The organism is Pseudomonas beijingensis (assembly GCF_030687295.1).
GTDB lineage: Bacteria > Pseudomonadota > Gammaproteobacteria > Pseudomonadales > Pseudomonadaceae > Aquipseudomonas > Aquipseudomonas beijingensis.
Window position 1 is genome coordinate 5,641,513 of sequence record NZ_CP117425.1, and the last position, 17,296, is coordinate 5,658,808.

At 61.9% G+C, this 17,296-nt stretch carries 14 protein-coding genes; 6 read left to right on the plus strand and 8 right to left on the minus strand.

The window, feature by feature from the left end:
• Positions 1–120 precede the first annotated feature (120 nt).
• From PSH84_RS25060 to PSH84_RS25090, 7 genes are all read right to left on the minus strand, one after another.
• On the minus strand, positions 121–1,533 hold the full coding sequence (locus PSH84_RS25060) for an aldehyde dehydrogenase family protein (RefSeq protein WP_305468626.1): 1,413 nt from the start codon (positions 1,531–1,533) through the stop codon (positions 121–123).
• Entirely contained in the window at positions 1,530–2,588 is a 1,059-nt protein-coding gene (locus PSH84_RS25065) for a homoserine dehydrogenase (protein ID WP_122565011.1), read from the minus strand. Before PSH84_RS25065 ends, PSH84_RS25060 begins: the two co-directional genes overlap by 4 nt.
• A 1,409-nt stretch (positions 2,589–3,997) precedes the next feature.
• On the minus strand, positions 3,998–4,435 hold the full coding sequence (locus tag PSH84_RS25070; protein ID WP_305468627.1) for an Lrp/AsnC family transcriptional regulator: 438 nt from the start codon (positions 4,433–4,435) through the stop codon (positions 3,998–4,000).
• Between the two features lie 11 nt (positions 4,436–4,446).
• A complete protein-coding gene (gene thrC / locus PSH84_RS25075; protein ID WP_305468628.1) occupies positions 4,447–5,811 on the minus strand; it encodes a threonine synthase in 1,365 nt (454 codons plus the stop codon).
• A 31-nt stretch (positions 5,812–5,842) separates the two neighbouring features.
• Positions 5,843–6,727 (minus strand): LysR substrate-binding domain-containing protein, encoded by an 885-nt coding sequence (locus PSH84_RS25080; RefSeq protein ID WP_305481957.1) that lies wholly within the window; start codon positions 6,725–6,727, stop codon positions 5,843–5,845.
• Positions 6,728–6,785: 58 nt separating this feature from the next.
• Positions 6,786–8,216: an amino acid permease gene (locus PSH84_RS25085; protein WP_305468630.1), complete on the minus strand. Its 1,431-nt coding sequence runs from the start codon at positions 8,214–8,216 to the stop codon at positions 6,786–6,788.
• Positions 8,217–8,351: 135 nt separating this feature from the next.
• Positions 8,352–9,605, minus strand: a complete 1,254-nt coding sequence (locus PSH84_RS25090; protein ID WP_305468631.1) for a cystathionine gamma-synthase family protein — start codon at positions 9,603–9,605, stop codon at positions 8,352–8,354.
• Positions 9,606–10,079: 474 nt separating this feature from the next.
• Between PSH84_RS25090 and PSH84_RS25095 the strand changes: the two genes are divergently transcribed.
• The 6 genes from PSH84_RS25095 (at position 10,080) to PSH84_RS25120 (ending at position 15,910) form a co-directional block, all read left to right on the plus strand.
• The gene (locus PSH84_RS25095; protein ID WP_122566200.1) at positions 10,080–10,703 is read left to right on the plus strand and encodes a CDP-alcohol phosphatidyltransferase family protein; all 624 of its coding nucleotides are present in this window, start codon (positions 10,080–10,082) and stop codon (positions 10,701–10,703) included.
• Positions 10,704–10,714: 11 nt separating this feature from the next.
• Complete coding sequence (locus tag PSH84_RS25100; RefSeq protein WP_305468632.1) at positions 10,715–12,472, plus strand: bifunctional alpha/beta hydrolase/class I SAM-dependent methyltransferase; 1,758 nt, start codon at positions 10,715–10,717, stop codon at positions 12,470–12,472.
• Entirely contained in the window at positions 12,472–13,815 is a 1,344-nt protein-coding gene (locus PSH84_RS25105) for a phosphatase PAP2/dual specificity phosphatase family protein (RefSeq protein ID WP_305481958.1), read from the plus strand. Before PSH84_RS25100 ends, PSH84_RS25105 begins: the two co-directional genes overlap by 1 nt.
• Positions 13,805–14,260, plus strand: coding sequence for a hypothetical protein (locus tag PSH84_RS25110; RefSeq protein WP_122566197.1), 456 nt, complete (start codon positions 13,805–13,807; stop codon positions 14,258–14,260). Before PSH84_RS25105 ends, PSH84_RS25110 begins: the two co-directional genes overlap by 11 nt.
• 95 nt (positions 14,261–14,355) lie before the next feature.
• The gene (locus tag PSH84_RS25115; RefSeq protein ID WP_122566196.1) at positions 14,356–14,976 is read left to right on the plus strand and encodes a lysophospholipid acyltransferase family protein; all 621 of its coding nucleotides are present in this window, start codon (positions 14,356–14,358) and stop codon (positions 14,974–14,976) included.
• 1 nt (position 14,977) lies between these two features.
• Entirely contained in the window at positions 14,978–15,910 is a 933-nt protein-coding gene (locus PSH84_RS25120; protein WP_122566195.1) for a phosphatidate cytidylyltransferase, read from the plus strand.
• A gap of 220 nt (positions 15,911–16,130) precedes the next feature.
• Here the strand turns inward: PSH84_RS25120 and PSH84_RS25125 are convergent, their stop codons facing one another.
• Positions 16,131–17,288 (minus strand): glutathionylspermidine synthase family protein, encoded by a 1,158-nt coding sequence (locus PSH84_RS25125; RefSeq protein WP_305468634.1) that lies wholly within the window; start codon positions 17,286–17,288, stop codon positions 16,131–16,133.
• Between the last annotated feature and the right edge of the window lie 8 nt (positions 17,289–17,296).

Consider the following 17,296-nt stretch of genomic DNA (forward strand, 5'->3'; position numbering starts at 1 on the left):
TGGACAATTTGGCCGACAGCCCCTGAAAAATATTTGTGAAGCGCAAGAATCGAGGCTCTTTTGGATGCCGAAAAAAATCGGGTAGGTGACCAACCTGCCCGATGCCAACGACCTGACCCATCAACCCAACGTATTCAGGCACACCACCTTCGGCTGGGTCATTTCCTCATAGGCAAACCGCACCCCTTCCCTGCCCAAACTGCCGTATTTGGAACCACCGAACGGCATCGCATCAAACCGGAAGTCCGACGAGTCATTGATCATCACGCCTCCCGCTTCAATTCGCCGCGCAGCGCTCATCGCGGTGTTGAGGTCGTTGGTGAAAATCCCGGCGTGAAGCGCGTATTCAGGTTCGTTCGCCAACGCGATAGCTTCATCAAACGTCTCGAACGGCTGCAACACCACCACCGGGGCGAAGGCTTCATTGCGCCAGAGTCGGCTGGAATGATCGACGTTTTCCAGGACGGTGGCGGCGTAGCAGGTGCCTTGGCGGCGGTGGCCGCAGAGTAAGGTGGCGCCTTGTTGCAGGGCTTCGTTGACCACCTGTTCGGCGTGTTGCGCGGCTTGTTGGGTGATCATTGGGCCGATGTCGGTGCCTGCGAGCAGTGGGTTGCCGACCACCAGGGCTTGGGCCTGGTTGACGAAGCGTTCGCGGAAGGCGGCGTAGATGGGTGCGTGGATGAGCAGGCGTTGGGTGCCGATGCAGTTTTGCCCGGCGGCCCAGAAGGCGCCGGAGATGCAGCTGTCGACGGCGGCGTCGAGGTTGCAGTCGGCCATGACGATGACCGGGGCGTTGCCGCCGAGGTCCATGGCGAGTTTTTTCAGGCCGGCGCTGCGGGCGATTTGTTCGCCGGTGACGAAGCCGCCGGTGAAGGAGATCATTCGTACGTCGCGGGCGGCGACCAGGGCTTTGCCCAGTTCGGCGCCGCCGGTGGCGACGGTGACCACGGTTTCAGGCAGGCCGGCGGCGACCAGGTAGGAGACCAGTTTTAGGGCCGACAACGGTGCCAGTTCGGACGGTTTGAGGATCACCGCGTTGCCGCCGGCGATGGCCGGGCCGAGTTTGTGGGCGACCAGGTTCAGCGGGTCGTTGTAGGGGGTGATGGCGACGATCAGGCCCAGGGGTTCGCGGGTGAACCAGCCTTGGCGCGATTCGGCGCCTTCGTAGGCGTCGAACGGCACGATTTCGCCGGCGTTGCGTTTGGCTTCTTCGGCGGAGAGCTTGAGGGTGTTGATGCAGCGTTTGACTTCTTTTTCCGCCTGTTTGAGGGTCTTGCCGGCTTCGTCGACGATCAGCCGGGCGAAGGCTTTGGCGTCGCGTTCGATGTTCAGTGCCGCTTGCTCGAGGATGCTTGCGCGGCGATGACGCGGGAGTGCGGCGCAGGCGCGAGCGCCGCTGCGTCCGGTCTCGAGCAGGTGTGGGACTTCTGAGGCGCACACGTCGGCGACGGTGCCGACGATGCTGCCGTCAAACGGGTTGAGGACTTCGATGTGCGGTTCGACGACCGCCAGGGCCAAGCGCGATACGTTCACAGGTTGTGCTCCTGTTTGCGGGTTGCCGATTGGTGGATGTGGATGATGTCCGATAGCAGCGCGAAGGCGGTTTCGATGCGGCCTGCGCCCGGACCGGAAACGGTGACGGCGCCGAGCAGTTCGCTGGTGAACGATACGGCGTTGGTGGCGCCGCTGATGCTGGCCAGTGGGTGGTCGTTATTCAGCAGGCGCGGTTCGACGCTGGCACTGATGGAGCCATCGGAATTGCGGGTGGCGGCGCCGATGAGTTTCCAGCGTGCGCCGTTTTGTCGGGCTTTTTCGATGTCGTCGAGGCTGAGGGCGGAGATGCCGCGGCAGGTGACGTCGCTGACCGTGAGTTTGGCGTCGAGCAGTTCGTTGGCGAGGATCACCACTTTCAGGCGCACGTCGTGGCCTTCGACGTCTGCCGTTGGGTCGGCTTCGGCGTAGCCCAGGGCTTGGGCCTGGCTGACGGCTTCGGCGAATCCGAGGCCGCCTTCCATGGAGGTCAGGACGAAGTTGGAGGTGCCGTTGAGGATGCCTTCGAAACCGCTGATCGAGCTGCCGGCCAGGGATTGTTTGGCGAGGCGAATGACCGGGGTGCCGCTCATCACTGAGCCTTCGTATTCGAAGGCGACGTTGTTGCGCTGGGCCAGGGCTTTGAGTTCGGCGCCGTGCAGGGCGATGGGGCCTTTGTTGGTGGTGACCACGTGTTTGCCGCGCTCCAGGGCCCAGCGGCAGAACGAGGTGGCGGGCTCGCCGTCCACCGGGTTGGTGAAGGTGGCTTCGGCGATGATGTCGGCGCCGCAGTCTTTGATCACGGCTTCGTTGAGGGCGTCGACGGTGCCGCCGGGGAGTTGGGCCATGGCGCCTTTGGTGGTGGGCAGTTTGGCCAGTGAGGCGGCGTCGAGGCCGTGGCGGTCCATCACCGAACCGAGGAACAGGTCGGTGACACCGACGATTTTCAGGGTGAAGCCGAGGTCGGTTTTCCAGCTTTCGTTACGCTCGGCGATGAGCTGAGCCAATGCCCGGTTTACACCGCCAAAGCCGACCAGTGCGAGTTTGTATTCAGTCATTTTTGTTATGTCCTTGATCCGGGTGATGAGGTTGTTGGGATCTAGGTTAGGGGGGTGGGCTGGGCAGTGAAATATGGCAATTTGCTCTATTTTTTGGGCGTTTTGACCAGGGGGCGGGCAAAGCGGTAGGTGTGGAAAAAAGCTGATAGGGGGTGGCTTTGTGGCGAGGGGATTTATCCCCGCTGGGCTGCGAAGCAGACCCGGAATCATCCAGCGCGGTGGGTCAGGTTGATTGAGGTCAACCTGGTTAGGGCTGCTGCGCAACCCAGCGGGAGCAAGCTCCCTCGCCACGGGTTTGGAGTGGCTGCGGCATCTGCGGACAGCATCAGCATGCTGGGCCTCACTGATCGGACACAGATCCCTGTGGGAGCGAGCTTGCTCGCGATGGGGCCAGGTCAGGCACATCGATGGTGGCTGGTGTACCGCTATCGCGAGCAAGCTCGCTCCCACAGGTATTTTTCAGTGTTTGGGCCATTGGTGTTAGGGCATGCATCTGCTTGGCTGACACACCGCCGGCCGCTTTTGTGGCGAGGGAGCTTGCTCCCGTTGGGCTGCGCAGCGGCCCCAAATCATGCAGCGCGGTGGGTCAGGTTGATTGAGGTCAACCTGGTTAGGGCTGCTGCGCAGCCCAGCGGGAGCAAGCTCCCTCGCCACGGGTTTGGAGTGGCTGCGGCATCTGCGGACAGCATCAGCATGCTGGACTCACTGATCGGACACAGATCCCTGTGGGAGCGAGCTTGCTCGCGATGGGGCCAGGTCAGGCACATCGATGGTGGCTGGTGTACCGCTATCGCGAGCAAGCTCGCTCCCACAAGGATTTTTCAGTGTTAGGGCATGCATCTGCTTGGCTGACACACCGCCGGCCGCTTTTGTGGCGAGGGAGCTTGCTCCCGTTGGGCTGCGCAGCGGCCCCAAATCATGCAGCGCGGTGGGTCAGGTTGATTGAGGTCAACCTGGTTGGGGCTGCTGCGCAGCCCAGCGGGAGCAAGCTCCCTCGCCACGGGTTTGGAGTGGCTGCGGCATCTGCGGACAGCATCAGCATGCTGGGACTCACTGATCGGACACAGATCCCTGTGGGAGCGAGCTTGCTCGCGATGGGGCCAGGTCAGGCACATCGATGGTGGCTGGTGTACCGCTATCGCGAGCAAGCTCGCTCCCACAGGTATTTTCAGTGTTTGGGCCATTGGTGTTAGGCATGCATCTGCTTGGCTGACACACCGCCGGCCGCGTTTGTGGCGAGGGAGCTTGCTCCTGTTGGGCTGCGCAGCGGCCCCAAATCATGCAGCGCGGTGGGTCAGGTTGATTGAGGTCAACCTGGTTGGGGCTGCTGCGCAGCCCAGCGGGAGCAAGCTCCCTCGCCACACAAGCTCCTTCTCCACAAGGGGTCTCTATTTGGACGGATAGCGTGCCTAGACCACCGACGACAACACAAACGACGTCACGGTGTTCTCCACCCCGGGCAACGCGGAGATCTCTTTCCACACCTTATGCACCCGCTCCGGGTTCGCCGCGCCGACCCGCAACATCAAATCAAACTCGCCACTCATCACATCGCACTGCAGCACTTCCGGCATCGCCTGCAACGCTTGCAACACCTCGGCACCGCGCATGCGGTCGTAGCGGTAGACGAAGATCACGGCGTTGATGCTCGACGACGCTTGCGCACCCTCCCCGGTGCGCACCGTATAACCCTGGATCGCGCCGTCGCGTTCGAGGCGTTCGATGCGTTGGCGCACGGCGTTGCGCGAGAGGTTGACCTTGGCCGCCAGTTCGGCGTGGGCGGCGCGGGCGTTGAGGCGCAGTTCGGCGATGATGCGTTCGTCGAGGGGGTCGAGAATTCGCTTCATGGGGCATCCGGTTATAGGGCGCCGAGCAGTTGATGGAGAGCACCGAGATCGTCCGGCCGGATGCGATGAATCTGCGCCGGGCCATGCTCGGAAGTCGAACGCTGTTGTGCCGTAATGTTGATTCCAAGCTCACCGAGCAGCACCGCCGATTTGACCGGTGAGATCTCGCCCAAGGTCACCATCGGCGCCACTAGACTGCGCCGGTACAAGCGCGCCGCGAGCACGCCGGTGGCGGTGTGTGGATCGATAACATAACCGGTGTCGCGATGCAGCGAGGTGATTTCTTCCAGCGTCTGTTCATCACTGACCGCGTACGAGTCGATGATCATCCGCGCCTGCAACCAGAACTCGTTGGCGATGGTCATTTCGCCTTGGGTTTCGAAGGTGTGCATCAGCGCGCTGACCGCTTGATCATCGTGGCCGTAGAGCTCCCAGAGAAACCGCTCCAGGTTGGAAAAAATCGACAAATCCATGGCCGGCGACAGGGTCTTGCTGGCGCGCAATCGCGAGTAGTGGTTCTTCAAAAAGAACTGATGCAACGCGTCATTCTGGTTGGTCGCAACAATCATCTGCGTGATCGGCAAGCCCATCTTCTGCGCGATGTAGCCGGCATAGACTTCAGCAAAACTCGCCGCCGGCACGCTGAAGCCGATGGGCCGCTGGCCGCCGCCCAGCTGCAAAACAGCGTGAAAATAAAACACCAACTGCGCCATGACACTGACCCAGTTGCTGGAGTTGAAACTGATCGCCTCGTGCTGGCGGAACAGTTGAGTGACCAAGGTCTGGCATTCATCGAAACTGCCATCGACGGCCACTTGATGCACCCGCGGATGTGCCGTCGCTTGCAGGTCTTGAAGCTGGTCTTGCGGTACGCCGGTCTCGGGATAAATCACCACCACGTCGGTCTCGTCGCAGTGCTTGAAGGCCTCGATGGCGGCCAGGCCGGTGTCGCCGTTGGTGACGCCAATCACCACGGCGCGACGCCCGCGTTTACGCAGGAAGTACTGCACCAGCCGCGCCTGCAATTGCGCGGCAAAATCCTTCGAGGAACGGGTCGGCCCATGGAACAATTCCAGGACCCACTCGTTGCGATCCACCTGATGCAACGGCGCCAGGGAGCGATGGCTGAACTGGCTGCCGGCTTCCTTGAGCACACGTTTGAAGTCAGCCTCGGGGATCGCCTCGCCCACGAATGGACGCATCACTCGATAGGCCAGTTCGTCATAGGCCAAGGTGGACCAGTTGGCGATGTCCTGGGGTTCGAATTGCGGCAGTTCGACGGGAACGAACAGCCCGCCGTCCTCGGCGATGGCCGACAGCACGACGCGTTCGAAGTCGACCTGCACGGTTGAATTTCGGGTACTCACATAGCGCATGGTCAGCTCCGGATATTCTTCTGAAAACGGTTCATTTGAAACGATGTGCCTGCTCCACCAGCCAGGTGGAAAACCGCGCCGCGTCCGGGTGCTGTTCGGCTCCGGAACTGCGCACCAGGTAAAACGATTCGCTGGCTTCGATGCGCTGGGCGAAGGGTTCGATCAGGCGTCCATCGCCGAGCATGTCACTGACCATCGACGACCGCGCCAGGGCGATGCCCTGCCCCAGTTCGGCCATGCGCAAGGTGCAGACCAGCGTGTCGAATTGCATGCCGGTCGAGGAATCGACGCTGTCGGCACCGACCATTTTCAGCCAGTAACCCCAGCCCTCTTCGTAACCCAACACATGCAGCAACGGGTGCTTGGCCACGTCCGCCGGCACCTTCAGCGTCGCCATCAAGGCCGGCGAGCACACCGGGAACAAGGTGTCCCAAGTCAGGCGCTGGGACACCAGGCCCGGCCATTGCCCGTGGCCCCAACGGATCTCCATGTCGTCTTCGCCGTCCAGTTCCTTGACCCAGATATTGCTGGTGTAGCGGATGTCGACATGCGGATGGGCCTGGCGAAAATCCACCAGTTTCGGCGCCAGCCAGTGCACGAAAAACGCCAGGCTGCCGCGCACTTTGATTGGCCGGCGCTTGTGCTGGCCAAAGATCTCGTTGGTGCCCACCGCCAGTCGCGTGATCGCGTCCTGCACCACCGGCAGGTACGCCTGGCCTTCCTCGGTCAGGCCCAAGCCGCGGGGCAAGCGCTTGAACAGCGCCACCCCCAGGTGGCTTTCCAACTGGCGGATCTGCTGGCTGACCGCACCTTGGGTCAAAAACAATTCGTCGGCAGCGTGGGTGAAGTTCAGGCAGCGGGCCGACACTTCGAACGCCCGCAGCCAGTTCAACGGGGGCAACGTTTTTTGCTTCATGGTCTTACCTCGTTAACCCCCACGCACCGGGCACGTTTGCCCGCCCCGTCGACGCGGCTTAGAACGCGTCGGACGGTTGTGCCACAAGGGCGACCGACAAGCGTCGCTCGCGGCTTTTACGGGTAATGTAATACACGAAGTAACACCAGGCGATGAAGGGCAAGCCGAAGTACAGCGCCACCCGTTGTTCCGGATCGAAGGCGATCCCGACACACGCCAGGCTGCAGCACACCAGCGCCCCCAGCGGCACCCACGGATAACCGCGAACGCGGAACTTGAGGTTGCGAATGTCGCCGCCGTTGGCCACGTAGTGACGACGGAAAGCGATCTGGCTCGCGGCGATGCTCATCCACACCACCACCACGGCCAGGCCGGAAATCGACACCAGCGCCAGGTAGATGGTGTCGGCGGCAAACACGCTGCTGAGCAACGAGGCGGCGCCGCCGGCCATGCTGACGATGATCGCGTTGAGCGGCGTGCCCATGCGGGTCAGGGCCGAGAATTGCTTGGGCAGGTGGCCTTGGTCGCTGAGGGTCCAGAGCATGCGCGAGGCGGCGTACAGCCCCGAGTTGGCCGCCGACAACAGGGCGGTGATGATCACGAAGTTCATGATGTCGGCGGAGTACGGAATGCCGATGTAGGTGAACACCGTGACGAACGGGCTCTCCACCAGGCCGGCTTGCTCGCGGGGCAACAAAGTCGCCAGGACAAAAATGGTCCCGACGAAAAACACTGCCAGGCGCAGCACGGTGGTGCGGATCGCGCGCGGCACATTGCGTTGCGGGTCCTTGGTTTCGCCGGCGGCGATGCCGATCAGTTCAGTGCCGGAAAACGCGAAGGACACCGCCAGCAACGTCATCGCAATGGGCATGAAGCCGGTAGGAAACAGTCCCTCGCGGGTGAAATTGCTCAAGCCGATGCTGTGGGCCTGGTCGATGTTCAACAGGCCGAGAATCGCGCCACCGCCGATCAGCAGGAACACCACCACGGTCAGCACTTTGATCAACGACAGCCAGAACTCGGTCTCGGCGAACAAACGCACCGACACCACGTTGGTGAGGAACACCACGCCGGCGAACAGCGCGCTCCAGATCCACACCGGCGTGTCGGGAAACCATCGGGTCATGAGGATGCCGGCAGCGGTGAACTCGGAACCGATGGCCACCGTCCACGTCAGCCAATACAGCCAGGCCACGGTGTAGCCGGTGCCGGGCCCGAGAAAACGCGTGGCGTAGGTGCTGAAAGAGCCGGTTTCTGGCATCTGCACCGCCAGCTCGCCCAGGCACATCATCACCATGTAGACCATGAGCGCGCCGATGATGTAGGCGATCACCGCGCCCATGGGGCCGGCTTGGTTGACGGTGTAGCCGGACGTGAGAAACAGCCCGGTACCAATGACGCCGCCTAATGCCAACATGACGATATGGCGTGTCTGCATTTCCTGCTTGAAGCCGGTCCGCGTATTCGTTTGTTGTTCTGTTATGGACATGGTTGTTTCTCATGAAATGTCAGGGCGCGCGTCTACGTCTGCGCAAGTACGACAAGCGCCACTGAGCTTTTATTATTATTCCTATTCATGAACGCCCCGCTGACAGCCTTGTCGCGGAGTAGCAACATTCACACTTCAGCTTACGGTTTCGGTGAGGACTTCATTGAGTTGCGGATCAAGGGATTTTTTGACAAAGGCGAAGGCCTGTTTCAAATCGTCCAGTAGATCGTCCGTGTCTTCGATGCCCACCGAAACCCGCACCAAGCCCTCGGAGATGCCCAGGGCCTGGCGTTCTTCCAAGGTGTTCTCGACATGGCTGGTGGTGCGGGCCGGGCCGTAGATGGTTTCCACCGCACCGAGATTGCCCGCGCAATGGGCGAAGCGCAGGCGTGGCAGGAGCAGCTTGACCGTGTCCATGCCGCCGACCAGGACAAAACTGACGATGGCGCCGAAGCCGGACATCTGCGCGCAGGCCACGGCGTGGTTCGGGTGACTGGCCAAGCCGGGATAATTCACCGCCTCCACCAGCGGTTCGGTGCAAAGGAATTCAGCCAGGGCCCGGGCGCTGTGTTGTTGCTGGCGCATGCGCAGCGCCAGGGTCTTCATGCCACGGATGATCAGGTAGGCCGAGAACGGGTCGAGGCTCGCGCCGTTGATTTCCCGGTAATGCCGCACCTGGGCCATCAAGGCTTCGCTGCCGCACACCAGGCCACCGAGCACATCGCCATGGCCGCTGAGGAACTTGGTCGCGCTGTGAATCACCACGTCCACCCCCAAGGCCAGTGGGCTCTGGTTCAGCGGCGTGGCGAAAGTGTTATCCGCCACCACCACGGCGCCGACACGCTTGGCCGCCGCCACCAGGCGCGGGATGTCGAGGATTTTCAGGGTCGGGTTGGTGGGGGTTTCCAGGTACAGCACCTGGCAGCCCTTGGCGATTTCACGCTCGAGGTCGTCGTGATCGAAGGTCTCGCACAAGGTCACCGCTACGCCGGTGCGCGGCAGGAATTCTTCGAAGATCTTGTTGGTGCCGCCGTAACTGTCCTTGGTCGACACCACCCGATCGCCGTGGGCCAGGAAGGTGTAGAGCACGCTGCTGATCGCCGCCATGCCACTGCTGAAGGCCACGGCGGACTCGGCCATTTCCAACTCGCGGATCTTGGCTTCGAGGGTCTCGACGGTGGGGTTGCTCATGCGGCTGTAGATAAAGCCCGGGGCCTTGCCCAAGGCGACGTCGTACCAGACGTCGATGTCGTCGTAACCATACGCGGCACTGGCCACGATGGGGGTTTGCGTGGCGTTGTAGGGGTGCCTGACTTGCTCCCCACCCCAAACCGCCCGGGTTCCCGCGCCGGCATTATCAAGCCCTGTGCTGTCAGGTTTATTGTTCATTGAGGCTACTCACACTGAGGGGGTGGACGTTGAGCCATCCACCGGATCTGAGGGCCAATATAGGGAAAAGCCTCGCGCCCGAGAAACGATGTTATCGGTGCCAAAGGGGTGGTTTTTTTAATGGCTGGGGGTGAGGTTGGAACATCTAAGCCACCGATTAACCCTGTGGGAGCGAGCTTGCTCGCGATGACGGTGGGTCAGCTGCCATTGAGGGTGACTGACACTCCGCTATCGCGAGCAAGCTCGCTCCCACAGGGGAATTTTGGTGAGGTCGGGATAGTGGCGAGGGAGCAAGCTCCCTCGCCACAGGGTTAGTGTTTTTTCACATGTCCCAGGGTGTCTTGCGCGGATAAATGCGCAAATAGATGCCTACCCGCACTCATTCTCAAGAAATACCCGCCAGCAACCCCTCAACCTATCGTAATCTTCCATCTGTATAAGCCCAGCCCCGCAACCGGCCGAGATCTCACCCCGATGCCCTCCATCTACCAACTCAAGCCTGCCTTTCAAAACCTGCTGCGCCCCATGGTTCAACGCCTCTACAACAACGGTGTCACCGCCAACCAGGTGACCCTGCTCGCGGGTGTCGTCTCGGTATTGGTGGGGGCGGTCATTGCCTGGTTCGCCAGCCATCCGTGGATTTTCGTGCTGGTCCCGGTCTGGATGTTCCTGCGCATGGCCTTGAATGCCGTGGACGGCATGCTGGCGCGGGAGTTTGGTCAACAATCGCATCTGGGTGCCTACCTCAATGAGCTATGCGATATCATCGCCGACGTTGCCTTGATCCTGCCTTTTGCCTTGTTTGCCGATACCAGTCTTCTGCTCGTGTTGTTGGTCACGCTGTTGGCGTTGTTCAGCGAATACGCAGGCGTGCTGGGGCCGATGGTGGGGGCTTCGCGGCGCTACGACGGGCCGATGGGCAAGAGTGACCGCGCCTTTGTGTTTGGCGTGTTGGCGACCGGCATTGCCCTGGGTTGGCTCGGGGCGTTCTGGATAAATGGTGTGATGGCGGTGGTTGCCGCCCTGCTGGTTTATACCTTGGTCAATCGGGTCCGTCATGGCCTGGGCCAGGTGAAGGAAAACGCTCCCTCAGCATAAAGGAACTTGCAATGCGCGAAGCCCAACACCGGACATTCACCACCCACGATGGCGTGGAACTGTTCTACCAACACTGGCCGGCTGTCGACGCGGCAGCGGGTGAACCCCGTCAGGCTGTGTTGTTGTTCCATCGTGGTCATGAGCACTCCGGGCGCATCGCGCACCTGGTAGATGAACTGGACCTGCCCGGATTCGACTTCTTTGCCTGGGACGCCCGCGGCCATGGCCAGTCGCCGGGCGAACGGGGCGACAGCCCGAGCTTCGCCACCAGTGCGCGGGACGTGCAGACCTTCTGCGATCACATCGGCGCTGTGCATCAGATCGACGAAGCGAACATCGCTGTGGTCGCACAAAGCGTCGGCGCGGTGATCGCGTCCACTTGGGTCCACGACTACGCGCCACGCATTCGTTCGCTGGTGCTGGCGTCGCCGGCGTTCAAGGTCAAGCTCTACGTGCCGTTCGCTCGTCCGGGCCTGGCGCTGATGCGCAAGTTTCGTGGCAATTTTTTCGTCAACAGCTACGTCAAGGCGAAATTCCTCAGCCATGACCCGGAGCGCGTGGCGTCCTACGACAGCGATCCGCTGATCACCAAGGCCATTTCGGTGAACGTACTGCTGGGCCTGTACGAAGCCGCCGACCGCGTGGTGGCCGATGCCCAGGCGATCCAGGTGCCGACGCAGTTGTTGATCTCCGGCTCGGACTTTGTCGTGCACCGCAAACCCCAGGAGCAGTTCTTCGAACGCCTGGGCAGCCTGCACAAGGAAAAACACATTCTGCCGGGGTTCTTCCACGACACCCTCGGCGAGAAGAACCGTGCGCCAGCCGTTGCCAGTGCCCGTCGCTTCATCCTGCAAAACTTCGCCCGTCCGCTGGACCGCCCTTCCCTGCTGGACGCCGATCGCCTGGGCGCGACCTGCGCCGAAGCCGAAACCCTGGCCACGCCGCTGCCCCACAACTCGTTGCGTGACCTTTACTGGCGCATGACCCGCGCCAGCATGCGCTTTGGCAGCAAGTTGTCGGCCGGGGTGAAGCTGGGCTTCGACACCGGGTTCGACTCCGGCAGCACCCTGGATTACGTCTACCGCAACCGCCCCACCGGCACCTCGGCGCTGGGCAAGATGATCGACCAGAACTACCTGAACTCCATCGGCTGGCGCGGCATTCGCCAACGCAAGTTGCACGTTGAAGAGTTGCTGCGCCTGGCGATGGCCGAGTTGCGCGCCCAAGACCGCGAAGTGCGCATCGTCGACATCGCCGCCGGCCATGGCCGTTACATTCTCGAAGCGCTGCAAGGCGTCAGCCCGTTGCCCGAGTCGATCCTGCTGCGCGACTACAGCGACATCAACGTGCGCGACGGCAGTGCGCTGATCGTTGAAAAAGGCTTGGGCGATATCGCTCGCTTCGTCAAAGGTGATGCCTTCGACCGCCAGGATCTGGCGGCGCTGGAACCAAAACCAACCCTCGCCGTGGTGTCCGGCCTGTATGAACTGTTTGCCGACAACCAACTGGTCGGCGGCTCCCTCGCGGGCCTGGCCGAAGCCGTGGAGCCTGGCGGTTTCCTGGTCTACACCGGTCAGCCGTGGCACCCGCAACTGGAACTGATCGCCCGTGCCCTCACCAGTCACCGCGCCGGGCAGGCTTGGGTGATGCGTCGGCGCACGCAGGCGGAGATGGACCAATTGGTCGAGGCGGCGGGCTTTCGCAAGATCACCCTGCGTGTCGATGAATGGGGCATTTTCAGCGTTTCGCTGGCGCAGCGAGTGCAGTAATGAGCGCCGTCATCGCTCCGGCCCGCGAACCCGCACTGCTGAAACCGGCAGTGCTGTGGCTGCTGTTGTTGGCGCCGCTGTTCTTCAGCACCTACGGTTTTGCCACCTGGGTCACCTCCCAGCGTGACGACGTCGGCACGCTGGTGTTCGCCTGGGAAAGCCACATGCCGTTCATGGCCTGGACCATCGTGCCGTACTGGTCGATCGATTTGCTGTACGGCCTGTCCTTGCTGTTGCCCACCAGCCGCGACGAACTCAAGCGCCATGCCTTGCGCCTGCTCACGGCCCAGGTGATTGCGGTCAGTTGCTTCCTGCTCTGGCCGCTGCGCTTCACCTTCCCCCGGCCGGAAATGGATGGGCTGTTCGGTTGGTTGTTCGACGTGCTCGCGGGGTTCGACAAGCCGTTCAACCAGGCGCCATCGCTGCACATCGCGCTGCTGGTGGTGCTGTGGGTGTGTTATCAGCGGCATCTGCAAGGCTTCTGGCGTTGGCTGATGCACGGTTGGTTCGCGTTGATTGGCGTGTCGGTGCTGACCACGTATCAACATCACTTTATCGACCTGCCCACGGGTGCGTTGGCCGGTTGGTTGTGTGTCTGGTTGTGGCCGTTGGATCGGCCGAGTCCGCTGCTGAGTGCGCGTCTGGCGGCCGATCCTGCCCGTCGACGCTTGGCCTTGCGTTATGGCGTGGGCGCGGCGGCGCTGTTCATTCCGGCGTTTGCCTTGGGCGGCGCGTGGCTCTGGCTGATCTGGCCGGCGGTCGCCGTACTCATGGTGGCGCTGAATTACCTGGTGTTCGGTGCCGACGGGTTCCAGAAGCGTGCCGATGGTCGCTTGAGCCCGGCGGTGCGCTGGTTGCTGGCGCCGTACCTGGCGGCGGCGTGGATCAATTCCCGCTGGTGGACGCGCAAGCATCCGCAGCCGGACCAAGTGGCGGATAATGTCTGGCTGGGGCGAATCCCTACGCCGATGGAGTTGAAGGACAGTGCGTTTACCGGCGTGCTCGACCTCTGCGCGGAGCTGTCCATAGACAGCACGGGCATCGCCTATCGTGCCTTGCCGGTGCTCGACCTGACGGCGCCGACCACCGAGCAATGCCTGAAAGCGGCAGAGGCCATCGAAAGCCTGCGCCAGCACGGGCCGGTGCTGGTCTGCTGCGCCCTGGGTTATTCGCGCAGCGCCACGGCGGTGGTCGCCTGGTTGTTGCACAGCGGCCGAGCGGCGAACGTTGATGCGGCGATCGTGCAAATCCAGCGAGTTCGCCCGCAGATTGTTTTGCACGGGGCGCACCGTCAGGCGTTGGAGGCCTTATCCAGAAGCCGGGAGAATGTCCATGATCACTGATATGGAGCTGCACACCGTGGCGAGCCTGTTGCGCCGGGGTCATTCGCTGGACCAGTTGTCCACCGGGCTGACGCTGCTGGCGGCGCTGGTGGGGTTGGGGCAATGGCTGGTGGGGGTTATCGATCCTTGGTTGCTGCTGTTGAGTGCGGCGCTACTGGTACTCGGTGTGCTGGAAAAGTACTGGGCGTTGCGCGTGGCGTTTGACGCCGATCTGTTCCAGCGCATGGCGGACAGCACCCAATCCCTGGCCGAACGCACCTATACCTTGGATCAGGCCCTCACCTCGCTGGGCCTGCAACCCGCCGAACGCGCCGGCCGTCTCTGGACCGAACGCCGGCATGGCGCGTTGTTGTTGCTGCGGCGGCAGTCGCGATTATTGGCTGTACAAGTGGTCTTGGTGCTGGGCTTCATCCTGGCCAGTCCCTGGCTGGCGTCAGGTCTGTAGATAGTTTTTTGTGGCGAGGGGATTTATCCCCTCGCCACAAAGGAAGTGTTCCCTCGCCACAGTCAGGCTTATGTTTCTCAGGACAAGGAATCCTCATGTTCGAACCCGTGGTCGCCAACCTCATCACCTCCGCCGCCCGCATGGTCACGGGCGCTCGCAGCCTGTGGCTCGGTTGCGCGCCGACGCCGGTGCAAAGGATTTACTTCGCCAACCACAGCAGCCACGGTGACTTCGTGTTGCTCTGGGCCTCGCTGCCGCCAGCGCTGCGCAAGCTCACCCGCCCGGTGGCGGGGGCCGATTATTGGCAAACCAGCCCGATGCGTCGCTACATCATCAACCGGGTGTTCAACGGCGTGCTGGTGGACCGCGAGCGCAAGGATCCTTCCTACAACCCCTTGCAGCCCATGCTCGAAGCCCTGGAGAACGGCGACTCGCTGATCATCTTCCCCGAAGGCACGCGCAACCCCGACGAAGGCCTGCTGCCGTTCAAGAGCGGGATCTATCACTTGATGAAGGCTCATCCCGAGGTCGAGGTGATCCCGGTGTGGATCGCCAACCTAAACCGCGTCATGCCCAAAGGTCGGGTCTTGCCTCTGCCGCTGTTATGCACCACCAGTTTCGGCGCGCCGTTGTGCATCGAAGAAGGTGAAAGCAAAGAGCAATTTCTCGAACGCAGCCGCGCCGCGCTGCTGGCACTGGCCCCGGAGCACGTCTGACATGGATCGATATACCCTGATGTTGTTTGGCGGGATCGGCGCCATTCTGGTGTTGGCTTCGCTGGTTGGTTTCATTCTCAAGCTGCGCACCAAAGGCGCGCCGAACTCGGTTATCGATAACCTCAACGCGCGGATCAATGCCTGGTGGATCATGGTACTGGTGATCGGCGTGGCGTTCTGGCTCGGCAACGCGGCGGTCATCTTGCTGTTCTACGCGGTGTCGTTCTATGCCCTGCGGGAATTCCTCACCCTGACCCCGACCCGGCGCAGTGACTATCCGGCGCTGGTGGCGGCGTTCTACCTGGCGCTGCCGCTGCAATACCTGTTGATCTACTACGACTGGTACGGGCTGTTTTCGATCTTCATCCCGGTGTATGTGTTCCTGCTGCTGCCGATCCTGGCGTCCCTGGGCGGCGATAGCACGCACTTCCTCGAGCGCGCTTCGAAGGTTCAGTGGGGCTTGATGATCGCGGTGTTCTGCATCTCCTTCGTGCCCGCCCTGCTGACGCTGGACATCGCCGGTTTCGAAGGGCGCAACCTGTTGTTGATCGCGTACCTGGTGATCGTGGTGCAGTTGTCGGATGTGTTGCAGTACGTCTGCGGCAAGCTGTTCGGCAAACACAAGATCGCGCCGAACCTGTCGCCGTCGAAAACCGTGGAGGGCTTTGTCGGCGGCATTTTCCTGGCCTCGCTGATCGGTGGCGCGCTGTGGTGGATCACGCCGTTCAATCCCTGGCAGTCGTTCCTCATTGCCTTGCTGATCAACCTGCTGGGCTTTGCCGGCGGCATCGTCATGTCGGCGATCAAGCGCGACCGCGGCGTGAAGGATTGGGGCCACATGATCGAAGGCCACGGCGGCATGCTCGATCGACTGGACTCGGTCTGCTTTGCCGCGCCGATCTTCTTCCACTTGGTGCGGTACTGGTGGACCTGAGGGAAGTCTGCGGCAAACACCCGAACCTGTGGGAGCGAGCTTGCTCGCGATAGCGCCAGGTCAGTCGACATCGATGTTGGCTGATCCACCGCCATCGCGAGCAAGCTCGCTCCCACAGGGGGGTTCAGTATTTGGCCCATTGGCACACAGCTTCTGTGGCGAGGGGATTTATCCCCTCGCCACAGATAAATCCCCTGCCACAGGAGCGGCCTGCAATCGATCAGTCGAGGATCAGATGCGGCAAGAACCGGCTCGAATCCTTGGTGATCAAGCTGTTGTCTTCCCGCACGCCAATGCCCGCCGCCTGATCGCCAATGACCCAGGAGCCGATCAGGGTGTAGCTGTCGTCAAACTTCGGCAGCGGGGCGAATTCCTGGAGGATGAACGGTGCGTCGGTGTAGGGGCCGTCTTCTTTTACAATCAAGCCATCAGCGGTCTGCAGCTCGATGTTGGCGCCTTCCCGGGAAAAGAACGGCTTGCGCACCCAGCCCTTGGGCACGGCTTTGCTCGTGTCGGTATCCAAGTGGGCCGCGAGCAGGTTCGGGTGGCCTTTGTTGAATTCCCACAGCAGCGGCAGGATGCCTTTGTTGGAGATGATCGACTTCCAGGCTGGCTCGAAAAACTGCGTATCGCACTCGGCAATCGCGGCGCCGAAGGGCTCATGGAAGATGAACTCCCAGGCGTGCAGCTTGAACAGGTGCGGAATCCAGCGCTCCTCCAGATCCACGAAACGCCCGTCACTGTTGAGGCCGATGTCTTCGATATCGATGTGCCGCGATTGGATGCCGACTTTTTCCGCGATCAGGCGCAAGTAGTCCGTGGTGCCCTTGTCCTCCACCGAGCCTTTCATCGAGGCGAAATAGAACGGCTCCTTGAGCTGCAACTGGGCAAAGGCCTGGTGCAGCTTGGTGTCGATGCTGTTGAACTGGTCGGCATGGGCCGGCAGCACGCCGCGCTCGATGCATTGCTCCAGCCAACCCCACTGGAACGCCGCCGCCTCGTAGAGGCTGGTCGGCGTGTCGTAGTTGAGTTCCAACAGCTTGGCCGGGCCCGTGCCGTTGTAGGAGAAATCCATGCGCCCATACAGGTGCGGGTGGCCTTCCAGCCATGAAGTGCGCACCAGGTCGAAGAACGGTGCGGGAATGCTCAGGCGTTCCAGCAATTCTTCACTCTGGACCACGCGAGCCACGAGGTCCATGCACATCTCGTGGATCTCGGTGGTCGGGTCTTCCAGGTCGTCCTCGATCTGCTTGAGGGTGAACTGGTAGTACGCGCTTTCGTCCCAATAGGGTTCGTCGTCGATGGTGTGGAACAGAAAGCCGAGCTGTTCGGCGGTCTGTTTCCAGTCAGGACGTTCTGCGCAATGGATCTTCTTCATGGCGCTGG